This is a genomic window from Nonomuraea composti (assembly GCF_012034275.1).
GTDB classification, from domain to species: domain Bacteria; phylum Actinomycetota; class Actinomycetes; order Streptosporangiales; family Streptosporangiaceae; genus Nonomuraea; species Nonomuraea composti.
The window spans coordinates 61,651-81,562 of the sequence record NZ_JAATEP010000051.1; the positions used below are offsets into that span (position 1 = coordinate 61,651).

Below are 19,912 nucleotides of genomic sequence, written 5' to 3' on the forward strand. Positions count from 1 at the left end.
AGGTGGCTGGCCTGTCGGGGGAGCGGGATATGTTCCCTCGGGACGGTGTTCCGTCGGGGTGGTGTTTCGCGGAGAGTGGATCAGCAGTCTCTTCGTGGGCTTACCTGGGCGAACAGCGCTGAACAGGCGGCCACAGTGCGCCGCGAGGTGACATCCCGCAGACCGGAGTGATTCCCCATTTGCTTACCCCTATGGCCGGGTGTGACGTGGCGTGGCGGAGCAGGGTGTCGGTGACGCCGGGACCGGTGGCCTGGCGGGCTGTCGGTGACGCCGGGACCGGGGTGGCCTGGCGGGCTGTCGGTGCTGTTCGCGCTGAGCGGCGCCGAGGCCGACGAACGTCAGGTGTTGCTGAGCCTGCTGGCCACCGCACTCCGGATGCTGGCGAGCGTTCGGAGCAAACGATCATCGCCGTCGGCAGTACTACGGTTGTGGATTCGAGTGGGAACTGGTCGAAGGAGGTGTCAGGCTGCTGTGCTCGGGCCGCAGCAGCGAGGTCGAACGGCCCAGCGCGCATCTGGTCAAGCCGTTGCGCTAGACCATCCAGTCGATCAACCAGACTTTGAAGGACCGGCTCGATCTCGAACGATACGGCGGTCGTGCCCCGGTCGGCGTCACAGTCCGCATCTTTGTCAAGATTCTGGCCCTGGTTGCGGCGATCTGGACTAGGGACGACACCGGCCAACCGATCAAGAGATCACTGAGCCACTATGACCACTGACAGCACCCAGACCCCCTTGAACTCGATCATCTAGGGGGTGGGGGAAGGCGGGGCCGGGCTTGTCGCCGGCCCCGGTGGGCTCAAGCGTGGAGGCGGAGGGCCTGGGCGAGGGCGGACAGGCGATGGGGGGAGGCGAGACCTGCGTGGTACAGGTGAAATTCCGTGGCGCCGGCCTTGGCGTATGTCCTCAGCTGGTCGGCCAGGACCTCGGGGTCGGCGGGGCGGGGTGGGAGGGCCAGGACGTAGGCGCCGATTCGCTGGTCAGGGATGGCGAGGGTTTTCAAGTGGGCTAGGCGGGCGGCGTCCGTGGTGGGATCGCCCCAGCAGTTGGCCACTAGGACGTCTGCCTGCGGCTCGCCTTCCGGGAGGGGGGCGAAGGCGCCGGTTGCCCAGGGGTCCGGGTTGGCGTGGAGGGTGATGGGGACGTTGGGGGCCGTTCTTCTGGCGACGGCGATCAGGCGGCGGCGGAGGGTTGCCGACTGGGCTACACGGATGGCGCGTACCTCGTTGGCGAGAGAGCCGAGAGCGTCTTCGATGGTTGCGGGGTTGGTGCCGTTCATGGCGGTCGTGGGTGGGGTGCTCTCCGCGGCAGTTGAGGCCGTTGAGGCTGTCGAGGGTGTAGTGGGTGTCGAGGGTGTGATGTCGCTTATGTTCCTTATATCCCTTGCACCCATGGCGTCGTTCATGGTGGTGGAGGCAGTGGTGTCGGTTGTGCTGGGTGCGGGGGTGGTGGCAGGCGTGGTCGTTGTGGCGGTGGTGGCGTCTATGGCGGCGCGGACTGTGGCTCTTGTTGGCTCTGGATAGAGGGGGGCGCAGCTTGTGCAGAAGCAGAGGGAGAGTAGGTCGATGTCCGCGGGGGTCCAGTCTGCGCCAGATGTCTTCTCGTGGACAGATTGGTGACCGAAGCCCATGGGGCCGCAGGCCTCCAGGATCAGGCCGTCGGGCTCGGCTACCTCGAGGATCTCCTGAACCAGGTGCTCGCAGTACTCGATGACGTCCTCGTGGGCCGGGCACAGGGCGTACGGGTACGGGTCGCCGAATGCGTTGCGTACGACCAGGTCGGGGTGAGCCGAGCCCAGATGCGAGTTGTGCGTGAGGACGGTCCAGGCGTGTACCTGGAGGCCGACCGCCTTCAGGGCGTCCCTGGCCTGGAGGTAGGCGTCGGCAGAGGTCCACGTGGGGGTCGCGGGGACCAGGCGGGACCAGGACGACGGGCGGATCGGGAGGTAGAAAGCCGGGTATGGCACGTCGAGGACGCGGTGGGCCGGGTGGTACGGCGTGGCTGCCCTCGTCGAGTGATACATGGCTGCCAGGGCGACCGTTTGCACGCCGAGGTCGGCCAGGCGGCCGGGGGCTGATGGGTCTCCGACCACGTCCCAGGGGTAGAGGTAGGCGACGTTCATCAACGGGTCTCCTTGCCGACGGTCATCAGTGGGGCAGTTCGCGGGCATTCACGAGCGAGATGGCTCGCCTCCCGCGGGCGGTCACCGCGAGATAGCTCGCGTCGCGGGCGTTCGCCAGCGGGTTGGTTCGTTTCGCGGGCATTCGCCAGCGGGTTGTCACGTTGACGTTCGAGGTAAGTCTTCCGGCCGGTTGTCGTTAGCGGTCAGGCGGGTTGGGGCTTGGGGCTCGGTGGGATTGGGCTTGAGGTTCGGGCGGGTTGGGGCTCGGGGTTCGGGCGAGGTGGGGTTGGGCTTGAGGTTCGGGCGGGTTGGGGCTCGGGGTTCGGGCGAGGTGGGGCTTGGGCTCGGAGTTCGGGCGGGCTCAGGGACGGGGTTCGGGTGAGGTGGGAGCCCGGGGTTCGCGGGCGAGGTGGAGCTTGGGGCTCGGCGGGGTGGGGCTTGTGGCGGGGCTTGTTGTGTGGCTTTTGGGCGGTGTTCGCGGTGGGTTTCTCCGCGGGGGAGTGCCGGTGTTCGCTAACGGGGTTTCTCCTGGGAGGAGTCGGTGTTCGCCGGTTTGCTTCTTCTGGGGAAGGGGCCAGCGTGCGCCAGCGGGGCTTCTTCAGGGGAGGGGGCCGCATTCGCTAGCGGGGTTTCTCGCGAGGAGGAGGCGGTGTTCGCCAGCGGGTTTTGCCCGGGAGCGGGTCGAGGTTCGCTAGCGGGGCTTCTTCAGGGGAAGGGGGCAGCGTTCGCCAGCGGGGTTTCCCTTGGGGAGGGGGCTGTGTTCGCCGACGGAACTTCTCCCGGAGAGGAGCCGGGGTTCGCCAGTGGTGCCTCTGGGGAGGGAGTGGGTTCACCAGCGGGGTTTCTGCGGAGAGAAGGAGGGGTCGAAGCGTTGCATGTACGACGTGTCGTCCCGCGAGCTGATCCCGCACTTCTCGTACTGCTCGTTCATCACCGCCAGCGCGTCCCTGTCGAGCTCCACGCCCAGGCCGGGCGCGGTGGGGACGGGGACGGCGCCGTTCACGAAGCGGAGGGCGCCGGGCTGGATCACGTCCTGGCCGTCCTGCCAGGGGGTGTGGGTGTCGCAGGCGAACGTGAGGTTCGGGGTGGCGGCGCCGAGGTGGGTCATGGCGGCCAGGCTGATGCCGAGGTGGGAGTTGGAGTGCATCGACATGCCCAGGCCGAAGGTGTCGCACATGGCGGCGATGCGCGACGAACGTACGAGACCGCCCCAGTAGTGGTGGTCCAGGAGGAGGACGCCGATGGCGCGGGAGGCCATCGCCGGCGGGAAGTGTTCGGGGGTGACGACGCACATGTTCGTGGCGAGCGGCATGGGGACGGAGGCCGCCACCTCCGCCATGCCGTCGATGCCGGACGTCGGGTCCTCCAGGTATTGGAGGATGCCGTCGAGCTCCCTGCCCACGCGGATCGAGGTGGCGATCGACCAGGCGGCGTTCGGGTCGAGGCGGAGCGGGGTGTCGGGGAACGCCTCGTGCAGGGCGCGGATCGCGGCGATCTCCTGGTCGGGCGGGTAGACGCCGCCCTTGAGCTTGATCGACTGGAACCCGTACTCGTTGATCAGGAGGCGTGCCTGCTCGACGATGCCGGCTTCGTCGAGGGCGGAGCCGAACCTGTCCGGGTCCTCGCCCGGGTGGCCGGCCCATTTGTAGAACAGGTACGCGCTGTACGGGACGGCGTCCCTGACCTTGCCGCCGAGGAGGTCGGAAACCGGGACGCCTGCCGCCTTGCCGCGAATGTCCAGGCAAGCCACCTCGAAGGGGGAGAAGACGCGGTCGATGCTCTTCTCCGCGGTGGCGGCGCCGGTGAGGCCGTGCAGGTCGTGCACGGTGCCGCCGACGATCGCGGCGATCCGGGCGTACATCGTGTTCAGGGCGTGGACGTCGAGGCCGATCAGGGCCTGCGCGGTTTCGCGGACCTTGCCGAGGTGTTCGAGATCGCCGTAGGTCTCACCCAGCCCGGTCAGACCTTCGTCGGTGACGACCTCGACAATGGTACGGAGGGCCCAAGGCTCGTGGACTCCGGCGGCGTTCAGGAGCGGCGGATCCCGGAAGGCTACGGGTGTGACGTGGATCTGCCTGATGATCATCGCGTGCCGTCCATATATGTGAACGATAGCCAGATTTGTGGACAAGTAGCCGCAACTGTAAGAATCAGATTGAAGAAGTGTCAAGACTCCGAAGGGCCATTCGATGATCTACGGACACGACCCCAGGACCGGCGAGACCGTGGGCGCCGCCCTGCCCGAGACCGACACCGCCGGGGTCGACTTGATCGTCTCTGCCGCGGCCGCCGCCGGGGCGGCCTGGCGGGCGACCCCGGCCGCCGAGCGGGCCATCGCGCTGGAGGCCGTCGCCGACGCGCTGAGTGCGCACGTGGACGAGCTGTGGCAGCTCGCCGACCAGGAGACCGCGCTCGGCGAGGTACGGCTGCGCGGCGAGGTCGCGCGCACCGCGGGCCAGTTCAGGCTCTTCGCCGAAGTGATCAGGGACGGCGGTTACCTGGAAGCCATCATCGATCACGCTGACCCTTCGCTCACGCCGCCCAGGCCGGACGTGCGCCGCATGAAACACGCCCTCCAAGGCGTCGTGGCCGTGTTCGCCGCGAGCAACTTCCCGTTCGCGTTCTCCGTGGCCGGAGGTGACACCGCCTCCGCGCTCGCCGCCGGCTGCCCTGTCGTCGTCAAGGCGCACCCCGGGCACCCCAACACGTCCGAGCGCGTGGCGAAGATCGTCCGGGAGGCGCTGCCCTACCCCGACCTGCTCGGCCTCGTCCAGGGCATGCAGGCCGGCGCCGACCTCGTGCAGCACCCGAGCGTCGTGGCGGCCGGGTTCACCGGGTCCGTGGCCGGCGGCAAGGCGATCCAGAAGCTGATCGACGAGCGGGAGGTGCCGATCCCGTTCTACGGCGAGCTCGGCAGCGTCAACCCCGTGGTCGTGCTGCCGTCCGCGCCCGTGAAGGAGGTGGCCGGCGGGTTCGCCGCCTCGCTGACGCTCGGAGTCGGGCAGTTCTGCACCAACCCCGGCCTCATGTTCGTGCCTGAAGGGGACGAACTGCGCAAGGCGCTCGTGGAGGCCGTCGAAGGCACCAGCGGCGGCCCCATGCTCGCCGAGCGCATCAGGGACGGTTACCTCGGCGGCGTCGAGCGGCTGGGGCAGCTGCAGCTGCTGGCTGAGGGCAAGCCCGGAGAGGGCAGCCTCGCGGTCACGCCCAAGGTGTTCACCGCCGACCTCGAGACGTTCGCCTCGAAGCTGCCGCAGATCGGTGAGGAGTGCTTCGGGCCCGCCTCGATCGTCGTGACCTACCGGAACGTCTCCGACCTGCGGCCGGTGCTCGAACAGCTCGAAGGGTCGCTGACGGCGACCATCCACGGCACCGAGCCCGGCGAGGCCGGCGAGGTCGCCGAGGTGCTGGGCAAGAAGGCCGGGCGGCTCATCTGGAACGGATGGCCGACCGGGGTGGCCGTGTGCTGGGCCATGCACCACGGCGGGCCCTGGCCTGCCGCCACGACCAGCTACACCTCCGTCGGGGCCACGGCGATCGGGCGGTGGCTGGCGCCGACCGCGTACCAGGACTGGCCTGAGGAACTGCTGCCCGACGAGCTCAAGGACTCGAACCCGCTGTCCGTTCCGCAGCGGGTGGATGGTCGGTTGCAGGTGTGAGTGACTGAGTGAGGGGTTCATCCCGGCTGGGGTGTTCGCCGGTCTGGTGGTGCGGAGGTTCCGTGCTGCCGTGATGCTGGTGCGGGGCCGCGGGTGCCGTGGCGGTGAGGGGGCTTCGGGTGCCGTAGTGGTGCATGGTCCCGTGGTGATCCGTGGTCCTGCGATGGTGCATGGTCCCGTGGTCCGTGGTCCTGCGATGGTGCATGGTCCCGTGGTCCGTGGTCCTGCGATGGTGCATGGTCCCGTGGTCCGTGGTCCTGCGATGGTGCTCGGTGGCGCCGTGGTGGTGGGGGTTGGAATGTCGCCATGGTGGGGCGGGGCCGCGTGTGCCGTGGTGGTGCGTGGTCCCGTGATGTCGCAGTGGTGCGGGATCCCGGGATTCCGTGATGGCGCGGTGGTGCGGGATCCCGGGATTCCGTGATGGCGCGGTGGTGCGGGATCCCCGGGTCCCGTGATGGCGCGGTGGTGGTGTGGGGTCGCGGGATGCCGCGGTGGTGGGGTGGGTTGATCGGTTGCCGCGCATCGGGTCGGTGGCGCCTGGGTGAGGGTGCTCTGGTCCTGTTCCTGGCCGGGGTGATTGTCCTGGTACGGGGGTGCCGTCCTGCGTGGCTGATTCGGTTACTGGAGTGGCGTCCTCAGGGGTGAGGGCGTCACACGGGGTTCAGGGTCAGTCGTCGTGGGGGAGTCGGGCTTCGCCTGCCGGTAGGCGGACGGCGGTTTCGACGAGCTTGTGGAGCTGGGTTCTGGGGACGGGCTGGCCGGGGGTCTGGAACGTCCAGCGGAGGAAGTCCTCCACGTTCATGGCGGGCACCTCGCCGAGGTAGGGCTGGATGTAGGCGGGAGTGTTCGGTTCGATGCGCCAGCTGTCGGTGAGGGGGCCGATGTCGAGCGTGTCGTAGCCGAGGAGGTCCAGCAGGTCGGCCGCCTCTGCCTTGGCGGCTGGGTGGTCGCCGGCTATGGGGAGGGCGCTGCGGTCGGAGGCGCCGGCGGGGCGCGCGAGGGTGATCAGCTGGTGGGGGGTGATGGTGTTGAACGCCTTCACGACGCGTGAAGCCTTGAGGTGGCGCTGCAGGAGGGCGCTGGAGGTCAGGTCGCCCGTGTCGAGTGCGGGCAGGTGGCCGTCTCGCTCGGGGTAATAGTTCGACGGGTCCAGCACCGTCTTGCCGGCCAGGGCCTGGGCGGGGAGATGGTGGTAGGCCTTGAGGGGGATGGCCGCTACCACCAGGTCCGCGGCGTGCGCTGCTTGTGCGGGAGTGGCTGCTCTGGCGTGTTCGCCCAGGTCCGCGACGAGGTCGGCGAGGGTTTCCGGGGATCTTGAGTTGCTGAGGACGATCTCGAGGCCGGCTGCGATGGCGAGGCGGGCGAGGGAAGAGCCGATCAGGCCGCTGCCGATGAGGCCGAGGGTTCGGGGCATGGTTGATCCAATTCGGTCGCACGATTATGGGGGACAGCTTGCGGGGGTTTCGGGTGCTCGGCCAGGGCCCTGGTGTGCGTACTCACGGGGTGATCACCCGGACGTAGGGTTGGCGCGTGGATGAGCGGGCCGAGTTGCGTGAGTTCCTGAAGTCGCGGCGGGCGCGGCTGCGTCCCGAAGATGTCGGGATGCTCGACTACGGTGGGATGCGGCGGGTCGCGGGGTTGCGGCGGGAGGAGCTGGCGCGGCTGGCGGGGGTGAGTGTCGCTCATTACACGCGGCTGGAGCAGGGCAAAGCGGACAGCGTTTCCGACGAGATCCTGGACGCTGTGGGGGCGGCGCTGCGGCTGGACGGTGATGAGCTGGCCTACCTGCATCGGATCGCGCGGCGGCCGTCGCCTTGTGCGGCGCCGGAGAGCGGGGTGGTGCCGCAAAGTGTGGAGTATCTGCTGCGGTCGTTCGTGATGACGCCGGCGCTGATCGTGGGGCGGCACACGCAGATCGTCGGCTGGAACCGGCTGGCGGTGAAGGTGTTCGGTGACTTCTCCGCGCTGCCTGAGAGTCGTCGTACGCTCTCGCACCTGCTGTTCACCGAGGGGTATTTCCGCGAGCTGTATCGGGGCGGCTGGGAGGGGGCGGCTCGTGAGCATGTGGGGCATTTGCGCGTTCTGCTGGGAAGGTATCGCGGGGATGCCGGGCTGGTGGCGCACATCGATCACATGCGGGAGCTGAGTGCGGAGTTCGCTCGTTTGTGGGCGGAGCAGCCTGTCGCTCGGGTCAGGTCCCGGGTGTACGTGCTGCATCACCCCGTTGTGGGTGAGCTGACGCTTCATGGGGAGCTGGTCAAGCTTCCTGAAGAGCCGTCGTGTTACGGGCTGGATCTGTTCGCCGCCGAGCCGGGGTCCGTGTCCGAGGAGGCGTTGCGGAAGCTCGCGGGTTGGCCGGTGTAGGCGGTATCGACTCTCAAGCGTAGGCGCGGAGGCTCTCAGGCGTAGGGGAAGCCGCCAGAGGGGCCTTGCTGCAGCGGGCACGAAGGAAGGTGCCTGGTGCCTGAGTGAGCGGCGCCGGCACCCCCTGGATGAGCGGGGGTGTGGGGGCGCGGGCGAGAAATTCAGGCGGCCGGTAGAGGGCCGACGGCGACGATGGAGGCGTTGGGGTCGGCGAGGGCGACGGTGAGGATAGGGGTGCCGGATGAGCGGGGTTGGCGAGGGCGGCGGTCGGGCCGGCGGTGGTGGTGCGGTCGGCGGTCGTGGTGCGGCTGGCGGTGGCCGGTGCGGCGGCATGCGGGTGGTAATGCCGGTGCGCTGATGGTGGTGCGGTGGCGATGCGGATGGCAATGGCGGTGCGCAGGTGGTGGCGGTGGGAAGGGCCGTGCCGGTGATGGCGGTGGGAACGGCCGTGCCGGTGGTGGTGATGCTGTGCCGGAGCGGGTGCGGGGTCGGCGAAGGCGACGGCGGTGGTAACGCGGTGCGGATGGTGGTGGCGGTGCGGTGATGCGGCGCCGGTGCGCTGGTGGTCTGCGGTGATGTGGTGCCGGTGCGCTGATGGTGCGGTGGCGATGCAGGTGGTAATGGCGTGCGTGGGCGGCGGCGGTGGGAACGGCCGTGCCCATGGTGATGATGCGGTGCCGGTGCCGGTGCCGCTGCCGGAGCGGGTGCGGGTGCGGGTGGGGGTGCGGGTGTGGTGATGGTGGCGGTGGCGGTGGTAACGGCGGTGCCCGTGGTAACGGCGGTGCCGGTGGAGGCGGCGATGTGGTGATGGCGCGCTGCGGGTGCGGTGGTGGTGGTGCGGTGATGATGCAGGTGCCGGGGCCGGAGGTGGTGGCGGCGGCCTCGTGACAGACATGGCAGCCGCACCGCTACGGCCGGACGGGAAGGATGGGGACGCCGTCCAGCCGCATCAACGACCTCTGCCTAGCGGATCCCTTCCCGCCGAAGTGTGGCGGCCAGCTTCCTGGTGTGTTTGATGACCGCTTCAGTGATCTGCTCGACCTCGCCCGGCGGGAGGGCGGCGGGCATGGAGCAGCTGATCGCGTCGGTGGCGGGGATGCGGTAGTCGACCGCGACGGCCACGCACGCCACCCCCAGCGTCCCCTGCTCCCTCTCGTACGACCATCCTCGGGTACGGACCTGGTCGAGCTCGCCGGTCAGCTTGGCCAGGTCGGTGATCGTGTGGTCGGTGAGCGGGGTCAGCGGCGAGGGCAGCAGGGCGATGACCTCGTCGTCGGTGAGCTGGGCGAGCAGGACCTGGCCGAGCGCGGTGACGTGGGCGGGCAGCCGTCGGCCGACGCGGGGGATGATGTGGTCGGCCTCGCGTGACTCCCTGGTGGCCAGATAGAGGACGTGGGCGCCGTCGCGGCGGGCGAAGTGCACGGTCTGCCCGATCTCGTCCCGGAGGTCTTCCAGGCAGTCCTGGGCGAAGGGGAGCGCGGGGTCCTTGTCGAGGTACGCGGTGCCGGTCAGCAACGCGTGCGGCCCGATGCCGAACGCCGACCGGGCGGAGTCGGTCTCCACCCAGTTGAGCTCGACCAGTGTGCGCATGAGGGCGTGCAGGCTGCTGCGGGGAAAGCCGGTCCGTTGCTGGAGCTCCGAGAGGGTGAGGTGGTCGTGCGACTCGGCGAGCGTCTCCAGGATGCGTACGGTCCGCTCCGCGGACTTGACCAGCGGGGGCTGCTCCATGCTCATCCCATCTAGTAATCCTTCGGCGGCTTCAAAGATCCAGGATATGGGATACCGTCCAGATACGTGGACGACTAACCCTTGACCGCACCGCTGGTCAGACCGCGCATGAACTGCCGCTGGAACGCCAGGAACGCGATGATCGACGGCAGCAGCGCCAGCAGCGAGGCCGCCAGCAGCACGCCGATGCCGACCTCCTCGTCCGACCGCAGCGAGCGTAGCGCGATGGGCAGCGTCCACATGTCCGACTCCGGCGCGACGATCAGCGGGAGCAGGTACTGGTCCCAGATCATCGTGAAGCCGAAGACGCCGATCACGCCGAGGGCCGGGCGGCACAGCGGCACGATGATGGTGGCGAAGATGCGCAGCTCGCCGGCCCCGTCGATGCGGGCCGCCTCCTCCAGCTCGACCGGCACCTCCTTCATGAACTCCGTCATCACGAGGATCGAGAAGCCCCAGGCTCCGACGGGCAGGATCATGCCGGCGTACGTGCCGATGAGGTTGAGGTGCAGCAGCGGCAGGTCGGCGAGGACGAGGGAGAGGGGGATCGCGATGATCTCCTCGGGGAGCATCATCGTGGTGAGCATGAGCAGCAGCACGAACGTCATGCCGCGGAACTTCTTGCGGGCCAGCGAGTACGCCGCGAAGACGCTCACCAGCACCTGCAGGAGCAGGCCGAAGCCCACGACGATGAAGGAGTTGAGGAGGTAGAGGTAGACGTTCTTGTCCTTGGCCTGGACGAAGTTCTCGAGGGTGAACTCGTCCGGCCAGAGGGAGAAGGAGGTGGGGTCGAGGGTCTTGTTGAAGGCGCTGATGAGCAGGCCGATCAACGGGCCGGTGAAGACGACCACCATGAGGGTATAAATGATGATCTTTCCGGTGGTCGCCACCGGGCCGCGGCGTGACTCCAGGCCCAGGGCGCTGTCGAACCTCATGATGCCTGCCTCCTCCGCATCACCTGCACGATCACCGTGAGCACCAGCGTGGCCAGGAACAACACGATGCCGCCCGCCGAGGCGACCCCCAGCTCGTTCTTCTGGAACCCGAGCTTGTAGATCAGGGTCATCAGCACCTCGGACGACCCGTTGGGCCCGCCGTTCGTGAGCACGTACACCTCGACGAACACCCGCAGGCCCCGGATGGCGGCCAGCGTGAACAGGATCCAGAACACGGGCCGCAGCGCGGGCAGCGTGATGTGCCGCAGCCGCCGCCAGGTCGAGGCGCCGTCCACGGCGGCGGCCTCGTACAGGGAGCGGTCGACGCCGACCAGCCCGGCCAGGAAGATCATCATGTCGTACGGCGTCCCGCGCCAGATGCTCATCAGCATGATCGACCACAGCGAGGAGTGCTCGCTGGCCAGCCACGGCTGCGCGTCGATGCCGAGCCAGCCGATGACGATGTTGAGCATGCCGCTGTCGGCGGGGTGGAACATGATCCGCCACACCTCGGCCACCGCCGCCATGGTGGTGACGACGGGCAGGAAGGCCGCGGTCCTGACGAACCACAGGTAGCGGGCGGGGCCCTCGATGAGCAGGGCCAGGACGAGGCCGAGCACGATGGAGCCGATGGTGGTGCCCAGGGCCAGGACGACACTGTGCCAGATGGCGGCCCCGAACTCGGAGTCGGAGATGATCGTCTGGTAGTTCTGGAGACCGACCCACTCGTCACCGAGGAACGTCTGGACCTTGAACAGGCTCTTCCACAACCCCACGAACATGGGGATGAACTTGAAGTACAGGAAGAGCAGCAGCGCGGGCGCCAGGAACAGCCAGGCGATCAGCGGCCCCCGCCACCGCACCGAGCGCGGTGGGTGGCCGGGGGTCGCCGTCCGGCGGGGCGCCGGGGCGAGGGTGGAGGTCATGACGCTTTCTGGCTCTGCAGTTCCTGGGTGAGCTTGGTGTTGAGCTCATCCATCGCCGTCTTGACGTCGGCGGTGCAGTCGGCCCAGACCGCGTTGATGGTGTCGGCGGAGGTCTGGCGGATCGGCGCCCAGTTGGGCACGGGCGGGGCGTAGACGGCGTGCGCGTACGACTCCTGGAACACCTTCCAGCGCGGGTCCTGCCGCTCGGCCGCCATGTCCACCGTGGTGTTCACGGGCAGGCGGACGATGGCGCCGTTGGCGTCCTTGTTCATGCCGATCTTCTGGCCGTCCGGCGAGATGGCGAACTCGGCGAACTTCTTCTGCGCGTCCTTGTTCTGGGAGCCGGCCATGAGGTAGACGTTCTCGCCCTCGCCGAGGGTGCCGGGGCCGCCGGACGGGCCCTTCGGCACGGGCAGCACCTCGATCTTGTCGGAGCCGATGCTGTTGACGAAGCGGGCCAGCACGTACGGGCCGACCAGGTAGATGCCGCCCTGCCCCTTCTCGAACACCTCGTGCGTGACGGTGGTGTCGTTGCTGACGGCGCCGGGGTTGACGGTCTTGGTCTTGCAGAACTGGTCCTGGAGGTACTGCACGGCCTCGACGGTCTTGGGGTCGTTGACGGTGGCGGCGTACTTGCCGTTGCCGGTGGCCTTGATGAAGTCGCCGCCGTTGGCGTAGATGAGCGAGGAGGCGTACCAGGAGGCGTAGCCGCGCTTGGTGCCGGCGGGGGCGACGAAGCCGGCGGTGTCCTTCTTCCCGTTGCCGTCGGGGTCCTGCTCGGTGAACGCGACGGCCAGTTTCTGCAGATCCTCCCAGGTGGTGGGGGGCTCCATCTTGACTTTCTCGCGCCAGTCCTTGCGCACGATCAGCGCGAACGCCTGGGCGGAGAACGGGGCGGCGTAGTACTTGCCGTCGCCGCCCGCGGCGGCCTTCCACGCGGTCTCGGCGAGCTGGTCGCCGCCCTTCAGCGAGGCCTTGTCGACTTCCTGCAGCCAGCCCTGGGTGTGCATGTTGCCGAGCTGGGCGGTGTCGTTGATGACGATGTCGGGCAGTTGTCTCTGCGCCGCCTGCTGATTGAGTTTGGTCTCGAAGTCGTCGAAAAGGGCCACGACTTTCGTTTTCACGCCGCTGGCCTTGGTAAAGGCGTCAGCGAGCTTCTTGGCGGTCTTGGCGGAGTCGGAATCGGGCGCCTGCCTGATCCAGATCTCCAGAGTGTTGTCCGAACCTGATGATCCACCGGAACCGCAGCCTGTCAGTCCAACGGCCAGAGTCGCGGTGATCGCGACTCCCAGCAGACGACGTGACATCAGACCGCCTCCTGTTCACATACATGGACGTGAGTCGAAGACTTGGATGTGTGCCTGCGAACGTAACCAGTGGCGTGGCTCACGGTCAATATTCAAGTATGTGAAAGTCGCCCAGATTCGTGTACACCATGGAGGCATGCGCATTCTCATGACAGGGGCCTCTGGAAAAGTCGGGACGCTGCTGCGCCCGCGTCTCGCGCAGGAGGGCCGTACGCTGCGCCTTTCCGACATCCACCCGGTCGAGCCGGGGCCGGGCGAGGAGTGGGTGACGGCCGACCTGGCCGACGCCGGCGCCATGGCCGAGGCGACGAAGGGCGTGGACGCCGTGCTGCACCTGGGCGGCCAGAGCCGCGAGCATCCCTGGGACGACATCGTGCACGCCAACATCAACGGCACCCAGGTGCTGCTGGAGGCCGCGCGCAAGGAAGGCGTCCGGCACCTCGTGCTGATGGGCAGCCACCACGCGGCCGGCTTTCACACCCGCCCCGAGGACGGCTCCGACCTGCCCGACTACGCCTTCCCCCGCCCCGACACCTTCTACGGCGTCAGCAAGGTCGTCATGGAGGCGCTCGGCAGCCTCTACCACGACCGGTTCGGCATGAACATCACCGTGATCAGGCTCGGCACCTGCAACGAGGGGCCGGCCGACACGCGCGGGCTGGCCACCTGGATCTCCGCCGACGACCTGACCAGCATGGTCGAGGCCGGGCTGAGCGCCACCGGCTACCACGTCGTGTGGGGCGTGTCGGACAGCCCGCGCCGGTGGTGGTCGCTGGAGGAGGCCAAGGCCATCGGGTACGTCTCGCGCGACTCCTCCGAGCCGTTCGCCGCCGCGCTCATCGCCGAGCAGGGCGAGCCGGACCTGTCGGAGCCGCTGCACGACCGCGCGGGCGGCGTCTTCACGCTCAACGAACTGGGCGGGAAGTGGTGAGCTGAGGGCCGCCCCGACCTGAGGGCTGCCCCGACCTGAGGGCCACCCCGACCTGAGGCCCGCCCCGAGCTGAGGGCCGTACGCTGCGGAAACAGCGGCGCGGCGTAGCAACCGGTTGCAAGAACCTTGACGACACCACCCCTAAAGGTCAAGGTTTAGTCTGGCAACCGTTTGCAAGGGAGGCGGCCATGGCGGCGACGATCAAGGACGTGGCGCGCGCCTGCGGCGTCCACGTGTCGACCGTGTCCCGTACCTTCTCCGCGCCGCACCTGGTCAATCCTGCCACCAGGAGCCGGGTGCTGGCCGCCGCCGACGACCTCGGCTACCGGCCCAACCGCGCGGCCAGGGCACTGACGACCGGGCGCACGTTCAACATGGGCCTGATCGTGGCCGACATCTCCAACCCGTTCTTCCCGCCCTTGATCAAGGCCGCGCAGTCGCAGGCCAGGGGGCGGGACTACCACGTGTTCGTGGCCGACACCGACGAGGACCCGCGGGTGGAGGAGGAGCTGATCAGGACGCTCACCAAGCAGGTGGACGGCGTTCTGCTGTGCAGCCCGCGCCTGTCGAACAAGATGATCGAGCGCCTGGCGGAGGACGTGCCGTTCGTGGTGGTCAACCGGCGCATCAAGGGCATGCCGGCCGTGCTCATGAACGTCGCTCAGGGCGCCAGGCTCGCCCTCGACCACCTGGCCGGGCTCGGCCATCGCCGCATCGCGCTCGTGTCGGGGCCGATCGGCTCGTGGACGAGCAACGAGATGCAGGGCGTGGCCGCCGAGGCGGCCGGCCTCGACCTGGTCTTCTTCGGCCCCAACCAGCCGACGGAGGCCGGCGGCCTGGCCGTGGCGCCCGAGGTGGCCGCGTGCGGCGCTACGGCGGTGCTCGCCTACAACGATCTCGTCGCGCTCGGCCTCATCGAGGGGCTGGCGGCGATGGAGATCGGGGTACCGGACCAGATAAGTGTGATCGGGTTCGACGACATCCTGCCGGGCCGGCTCAACCGGCCCAAGCTGACCACGGTTGCCATGCCGGCCGTGCAAGCTGGCAGGATGGCCGTCGATCTGCTGCTGCAGTCGGGAGGCGAGGGCGCGACCGTGACCCTCGACACCGCCCTCATTGTCCGCGAGTCCACGGGAAGGGCCCAAACATGATCTTCGGAACGCTGCCATCGGGCCAGCAGGTCGAGAGCGTGGAGCTGTCGTCAGGACGGCTGCGCGCCGAGGTGCTCAGCTACGGCGCCATCATCCGCACGCTGGAGGTGTCCGGGGTCAACGTCGTGCTCGGGCTGGACACGCTCGACGACTACCGCACCCGCAGCCGCTACTTCGGCGCCGTCGTCGGCAGGTACGGCAACCGCATCGCGAACGCCCGCTTCACCCTCGACGGGGTCGAGTTCACCCTGCCGGCCAACAACGGCCCCAACTGCCTGCACGGCGGCACCGAGGGCTTCGACAGCAAGATCTGGACGATCACCGAGCGCGGCGACTCGTCGGTGACGCTGACGCTCACCAGCCCCGACGGCGACCAGGGCTTCCCCGGCACGCTGACGGCCTCGGTCACGTACACGCTGGCCGACGACGCCCTGCGCATCGACTATGCCATGGAGAGCGACGCGCCGACGGTGGTCAACCTGACCAACCACTCCTACTTCAACCTCAAGGGCGGCGGCGACGTGCTCGACCACGTCGTCCAGATGGACGCCGGGCACTACCTGCCGGTGGACGACGACAAGATTCCCACGGGCGAGGCGGCGCCGGTCAAGGGCACGCCGTTCGACTTCACCGAGCCGCACGCGGTGGGCGAGCGTTACGACGGCGCCTACGACCACTGCTTCGTGCTGGACGGCGGCGCGGTCAAGGTGACGGCCGGCGACCTGACGATGGAGGTCACGACCACGGAGCCGGGCGTGCAGTTCTACGCCGGCGGCATGCTCGACGGGGAGGCGACGCCGTACGGGCCGTTCGCGGGGCTGTGCCTGGAGACGCAGCACTACCCCGACTCGCCGAACCAGCCGCAGTTCCCCTCGACGGTGCTGCGCCCCGGTGAGCGGCGCACCTCCACGACCACGTACCGGTTCATCTGACCTTCCGCAGGGCGGCGTTGGCCTTGATCACCAGCAGGGCCACGTCGTCCTGCGACGGCTCCTTGGCGAAGGTGTCGACCGCGTGCCGCACCCGTTCGGCCACGGCGTGGGCGCTCAGCCCCGTGCAGCCGGACAGCAGCTCCGCGAGCCCGTCGCCGTCGTCGAGCAGCCGGTCGCCGTTGCGCCGCTCGGTCACGCCGTCGGTGACGCACAGCAGCACCTCCTCCGGCGCGAGCTCGAACGACTCCACGTAGAAGCGGGCGCCGGACTCGATGCCGAGCAGCAGCTGCGGCGTGGCCACGGGCCTGACCACGCCGTCGGGGCGCAGCAGCAGGGGCGGCGGGTGGCCGGCCGAGGCGATCGTGCACAGCGCGCCGCCCTGCGGGAGCGGGGTCAGCTCCCCGCACAGCAGGCTGAGGAACCTGCCTTCCTCGCCCTCTTCCAGCAGGGCGTGGTTGAGCCGGTCGAAGATGTCGGCCACGGTGTAGTGCTCCTTGGCGAGCAGGCGTACGGCGTGCCGGGCCAGCCCCGTGACGGCGGCGGCCTCGGGGCCGCTGCCGCACACGTCGCCCAGCGCGAAGCACCAGTGGTCGGCCACCGTGAACAGGTCGTAGAAGTCGCCGCCGACGTCGGCGCCCTCCTCGGCCGGCTCGTAGACCACGGCGGACTCCAGGCCCGGCATGGGCGCCACCCGCATGGGCAGCAGGCTGCGCTGCAGCACCCGCGAGGTGGTGGCCTGGCGGGTGTAGAGCATGGCGGTGTGCAGGTTGAGAGCCACCAGCCGGCACAGGTCCGACAGCAGGTCGGCCAGCTCCAGCGGCAGCGTCGGCTCGGCGCGGCCGATCACCAGCGCGCCGTGCGACCTGCCCTGGGTGAGCAGCGGGAAGGCCAGCACGCTCTCCGGGCCGACCGGCCAGCTCACCTCGGTCAGCGCCGTGCGCGGGATGGAGGGCAGCGACTTGCGCAGGTCGGCGTTGTGCCGCTCCTCGCTGTGCCAGACGTGGGCGAGCCTGGTCATGCCGGCCAGGTCGGTGAGGTAGACGGCCGCCCAGGTGGCGATCTTGGGCACCACGAGCTGCGCGGTCAGCGCCGCGATCAGCTCCTCGTCGTGCACGCCCGCGAGCAGCTCGCCCGCCTCGGCCAGGAACGACAGGCGCCCCCGGTGCGCCCGCTCCTGCTCGGCCAGCCGCTCGCGCTGGACGGTCACCGCCACCTGGTCGGCGATGTGCTGCAGGCTGACCGTCAGCTCCTGGTCGAAGCGGCAGGGACGGCCGTCGGTGACCACGAGGAAGCCGACCACCTCGCCGCCGACGAGCAGCGGCGCGCACGCCAGGGACCTGGCCCGCAGCTGCTGGGCCAGCTCGACGTCGCCGGCCAGCAGGTCCTCGATCATCGTGGGCGATTTCCTGTCGGCGCCGAACACGCCGGTGGCCAGCACCCCCACCAGCCCCGCCGTGGCGCCGACGCCCGCCGCCACGCCGAACCGGTCGCCGTCCTCGGTGCCGAGCAGCACGTACGCGGCGTCGCCCCCGCTGGACACCTGGACGATCTGGGCGATCGTGGCCAGCAGCTCCGTGAACGGCATGTCCCGGTCGAGCAGGTCCTTGATGCGCCGGCCCGCCTCCCTGCGCAGCGGCGCCGACGGCGGCGTCAGCACGAAGCGGTGCTCGCTGGCGACGATCATCCAGATCGCCCGGCGTTCGCCGGCGTGCCCGCGGGCACGCAGCTGGGAGACGTAGACGGGGACGAGCGTGCCGTCGCGGTGCCGCATCCTGGCCTCGCCCCGCCAGCGGCCCAGGCCGAGCGTGTCGGTCAGCGACAGCGCGTACGGGCCGTGGCCGCGCCAGGCCACCAGCTCCTTGAGCGAGCGCCCGACGACCTGCTCGCGCGGCCAGCCGAGCAGCTCCTCCGCCTCGGGGTTCCACGACTCGACCACCCCGTCGAGGTCGCAGATCACCACGCCGAGGTGCAGGGTCTCCAGGGGCGGCGCGACGGGGCCGGGCACCAGGCAGGGCGGGCACGACACGTGGTCCTGCATGTCGCAGCCCTCGCCGAGCTCCATGCGGATCCACACGCGCTTGCTCGTCTTGGTGTAGGTGACGCCCCAGGCGTCGGCCAGCATCCCGGCCAGCGCCAGCCCGCGGCCGGAGGTGGCCAGCGCGCCGTCTTCCGCCGGAGCGGGCTCGCCGGCCGGCAGGGTGCGCGAGGGATGGTGGTCCTCGACCTCGATCTCGAGTTTCGGCGGGCTGGCATCGACGTCCAGGCGGCAGGTCAGCTCGACGCCGGTGCCCGCGTGCACCACGGCGTTCGTGACGAGTTCGCTGGTCAACAGTACGGCGTCCTCGGTGAGATGGCTCAGGCGCCATTCGCCGAGCACCTGGCGGACGAACTTGCGCGCGTGCGCCGGTGCATGGGGAGTGCCGTCGAAGGCCGTGCTCGACACCCTGGTCGTGTCCACTCTGCGTCCTAGAACATCACTCGATGTGGCAGTTCGGTCACTCTCAGAGTGGCAGACTGATGCCGTTGATACCTCCAGTTGTGAAGAAGGCCGCCATGGTCGCGCAGTTGGACACCCCGTACACCCCTGGATCGCTCCACCCCGCGGAGCTCCGCCCGCTGCTCGTGGCCCTGCAGGGGTTGCGTGACGGCAACTTCCGCAGCCGGCTCGACCCGCCCGACGATCCGTTCCTCGCCGAGCTGGCGATCACGTTCAACCAGGTCGTCGACCGCAACGAGCACCTGTCGAACGAGCTGACCCGGCTGCGCACCGAGGTGGCCAGGCGGGGGCGGCTCGACGAGCGGCTCAGCCCCAGCCCCGGCACGGGGAGCTGGGCGGTCAACGTCGCGGCCGTCAACACCCTCATCGACGCGCTCGTGATCCCGGCGGCCAAGGCCACGAGGGTGCTCAACGCGGTCGCCGACGGCGACCTGTCGAAGCGGGTGGACCTCCAGGAGGACGACCGGCCGCTGCGCGGGGGGCTGCGCCTCATGGGCAAGGCGGTCAACCGGATGGTGGACCAGCTCGCGCTGTTCTCCGGCGAGGTGACGAGGGTGGCGCGCGAGGTCGGCACCGAGGGGCGGCTCGGCGGCCGGGCGAAGGTGCAGGGCATGTCGGGGAGCTGGCGCGACGTGACGGAGGCGGTCAACGCCATGGCCGCCCGGCTGACCGCGCAGGTGCGCGACATCGCGGTCGTCACCACGGCCGTGGCCAGGGGCGACCTGACCCGGCAGGTGACGGTGGAGGCCACTGGCGAGCTGCTGGAGCTGAAGCTGACCGTCAACACGATGGTGGACCAGCTCTCGTCGTTCGCCAGTGAGGTGACCAGGGTGGCGCGCGAGGTCGGCACCGAGGGCCAGCTCGGCGGCCGGGCCGAGGTCAAGGGCGTGCTGGGCACGTGGAAGGACCTCACCGACAACGTCAACTTCATGGCCTCCAACCTCACCACCCAGGTCCGCTCGATCGCGCAGGTGACGACGGCGGTGGCCAACGGCGACCTGTCGAAGAAGATCACGGTCGACGCGCGCGGCGAGATCCTGCAGCTCAAAGACACGATCAACACGATGGTGGGCCAGTTGTCGGCGTTCGCCGACGAGGTGACGCGGGTGGCCCGCGAGGTGGGCACGGAGGGGCGGCTGGGCGGCCAGGCGCAGGTGCGCGGGGTGTCGGGGGTGTGGAAGGACCTGACCGACAACGTCAACTTCATGGCCTCCAACCTCACCGAGCAGGTACGCGACATCGCCCAGGTCGCCACCGCCGTCGCCCAGGGAGACCTCAGCCGCAAGATCAGCGTGGACGTCAAGGGCGAGATCCTGCAGCTCAAGGACACCGTCAACACGATGGTGGGCCAGCTGTCGGCG

At 69.3% G+C, this 19,912-nt stretch carries 16 protein-coding genes and 1 pseudogene; 9 read left to right on the forward strand and 8 right to left on the reverse strand.

Going from position 1 to position 19,912, the window contains the following annotated elements; translation table 11 throughout:
• Positions 1–288 precede the first annotated feature (288 nt).
• Positions 289–718: pseudogene (locus tag HCN51_RS63180) on the forward strand (IS982 family transposase); the annotation flags it as partial.
• Between the two features lie 80 nt (positions 719–798).
• On the opposite strand, the gene HCN51_RS58535 reads toward HCN51_RS63180, so the two are convergent.
• Positions 799–2,121, reverse strand: coding sequence for a hypothetical protein (locus HCN51_RS58535; protein ID WP_206068636.1), 1,323 nt, complete (start codon positions 2,119–2,121; stop codon positions 799–801).
• Between the two features lie 829 nt (positions 2,122–2,950).
• Complete coding sequence (locus tag HCN51_RS45455; RefSeq protein WP_168018137.1) at positions 2,951–4,207, reverse strand: glucarate dehydratase family protein; 1,257 nt, start codon at positions 4,205–4,207, stop codon at positions 2,951–2,953.
• 103 nt (positions 4,208–4,310) lie between these two features.
• Here HCN51_RS45455 and HCN51_RS45460 point away from each other — a divergent pair, with 103 nt between their 5' ends.
• Positions 4,311–5,780, forward strand: a complete 1,470-nt coding sequence (locus HCN51_RS45460; RefSeq protein WP_168018138.1) for an aldehyde dehydrogenase (NADP(+)) — start codon at positions 4,311–4,313, stop codon at positions 5,778–5,780.
• A gap of 667 nt (positions 5,781–6,447) precedes the next feature.
• Here the strand turns inward: HCN51_RS45460 and HCN51_RS45465 are convergent.
• Positions 6,448–7,194: an NADPH-dependent F420 reductase gene (locus tag HCN51_RS45465; RefSeq protein ID WP_168018139.1), complete on the reverse strand. Its 747-nt coding sequence runs from the start codon at positions 7,192–7,194 to the stop codon at positions 6,448–6,450.
• A gap of 116 nt (positions 7,195–7,310) precedes the next feature.
• Here HCN51_RS45465 and HCN51_RS45470 point away from each other — a divergent pair, with 116 nt between their 5' ends.
• From HCN51_RS45470 to HCN51_RS61835, 3 genes are all read left to right on the forward strand, one after another.
• Positions 7,311–8,144, forward strand: coding sequence for an MmyB family transcriptional regulator (locus tag HCN51_RS45470; protein ID WP_206068637.1), 834 nt, complete (start codon positions 7,311–7,313; stop codon positions 8,142–8,144).
• A 409-nt stretch (positions 8,145–8,553) separates the two neighbouring features.
• On the forward strand, positions 8,554–8,688 hold the full coding sequence (locus HCN51_RS61830) for a hypothetical protein (protein WP_277350248.1): 135 nt from the start codon (positions 8,554–8,556) through the stop codon (positions 8,686–8,688).
• A gap of 64 nt (positions 8,689–8,752) precedes the next feature.
• Positions 8,753–8,881: a hypothetical protein gene (locus tag HCN51_RS61835; protein ID WP_277350249.1), complete on the forward strand. Its 129-nt coding sequence runs from the start codon at positions 8,753–8,755 to the stop codon at positions 8,879–8,881.
• A 226-nt stretch (positions 8,882–9,107) separates the two neighbouring features.
• Here HCN51_RS61835 and HCN51_RS45475 read toward each other — a convergent pair whose 3' ends face one another.
• The 4 genes from HCN51_RS45475 to HCN51_RS45490 form a co-directional block, all read right to left on the reverse strand.
• Positions 9,108–9,878, reverse strand: coding sequence for an IclR family transcriptional regulator (locus tag HCN51_RS45475; protein WP_168018140.1), 771 nt, complete (start codon positions 9,876–9,878; stop codon positions 9,108–9,110).
• Between the two features lie 68 nt (positions 9,879–9,946).
• Positions 9,947–10,807, reverse strand: a complete 861-nt coding sequence (locus tag HCN51_RS45480; protein ID WP_168018141.1) for a carbohydrate ABC transporter permease — start codon at positions 10,805–10,807, stop codon at positions 9,947–9,949.
• Positions 10,804–11,733 (reverse strand): carbohydrate ABC transporter permease, encoded by a 930-nt coding sequence (locus HCN51_RS45485; RefSeq protein WP_080042055.1) that lies wholly within the window; start codon positions 11,731–11,733, stop codon positions 10,804–10,806. Before HCN51_RS45485 ends, HCN51_RS45480 begins: the two co-directional genes overlap by 4 nt.
• Positions 11,730–13,040: a sugar ABC transporter substrate-binding protein gene (locus HCN51_RS45490; RefSeq protein ID WP_206068638.1), complete on the reverse strand. Its 1,311-nt coding sequence runs from the start codon at positions 13,038–13,040 to the stop codon at positions 11,730–11,732. The genes HCN51_RS45485 and HCN51_RS45490 overlap by 4 nt, the downstream gene beginning before the upstream one ends.
• A gap of 136 nt (positions 13,041–13,176) precedes the next feature.
• On the opposite strand from HCN51_RS45490, the gene HCN51_RS45495 reads away from it, so the two are divergent.
• The 3 genes from HCN51_RS45495 (at position 13,177) to HCN51_RS45505 (ending at position 16,054) form a co-directional block, all read left to right on the forward strand.
• A complete protein-coding gene (locus HCN51_RS45495) occupies positions 13,177–13,971 on the forward strand; it encodes an NAD-dependent epimerase/dehydratase family protein (protein WP_240973918.1) in 795 nt (264 codons plus the stop codon).
• Positions 13,972–14,159: 188 nt separating this feature from the next.
• Positions 14,160–15,122 (forward strand): LacI family DNA-binding transcriptional regulator, encoded by a 963-nt coding sequence (locus HCN51_RS45500; protein ID WP_080042053.1) that lies wholly within the window; start codon positions 14,160–14,162, stop codon positions 15,120–15,122.
• Positions 15,119–16,054 carry an aldose epimerase family protein gene (locus HCN51_RS45505; RefSeq protein ID WP_168018142.1) on the forward strand — a complete coding sequence of 312 codons (936 nt, stop codon included), beginning with the start codon at positions 15,119–15,121 and terminating at the stop codon, positions 16,052–16,054. Before HCN51_RS45500 ends, HCN51_RS45505 begins: the two co-directional genes overlap by 4 nt.
• Here HCN51_RS45505 and HCN51_RS45510 read toward each other — a convergent pair.
• Positions 16,047–18,512 carry a SpoIIE family protein phosphatase gene (locus tag HCN51_RS45510; protein WP_168018143.1) on the reverse strand — a complete coding sequence of 822 codons (2,466 nt, stop codon included), beginning with the start codon at positions 18,510–18,512 and terminating at the stop codon, positions 16,047–16,049. The two genes, HCN51_RS45505 and HCN51_RS45510, sit on opposite strands and share 8 nt — an antisense overlap.
• A gap of 95 nt (positions 18,513–18,607) precedes the next feature.
• Between HCN51_RS45510 and HCN51_RS45515 the strand changes: the two genes are divergently transcribed.
• Positions 18,608–19,912: HAMP domain-containing protein (locus HCN51_RS45515; RefSeq protein ID WP_206068639.1), on the forward strand; the 1,305-nt coding region annotated here is incomplete at its 3' end.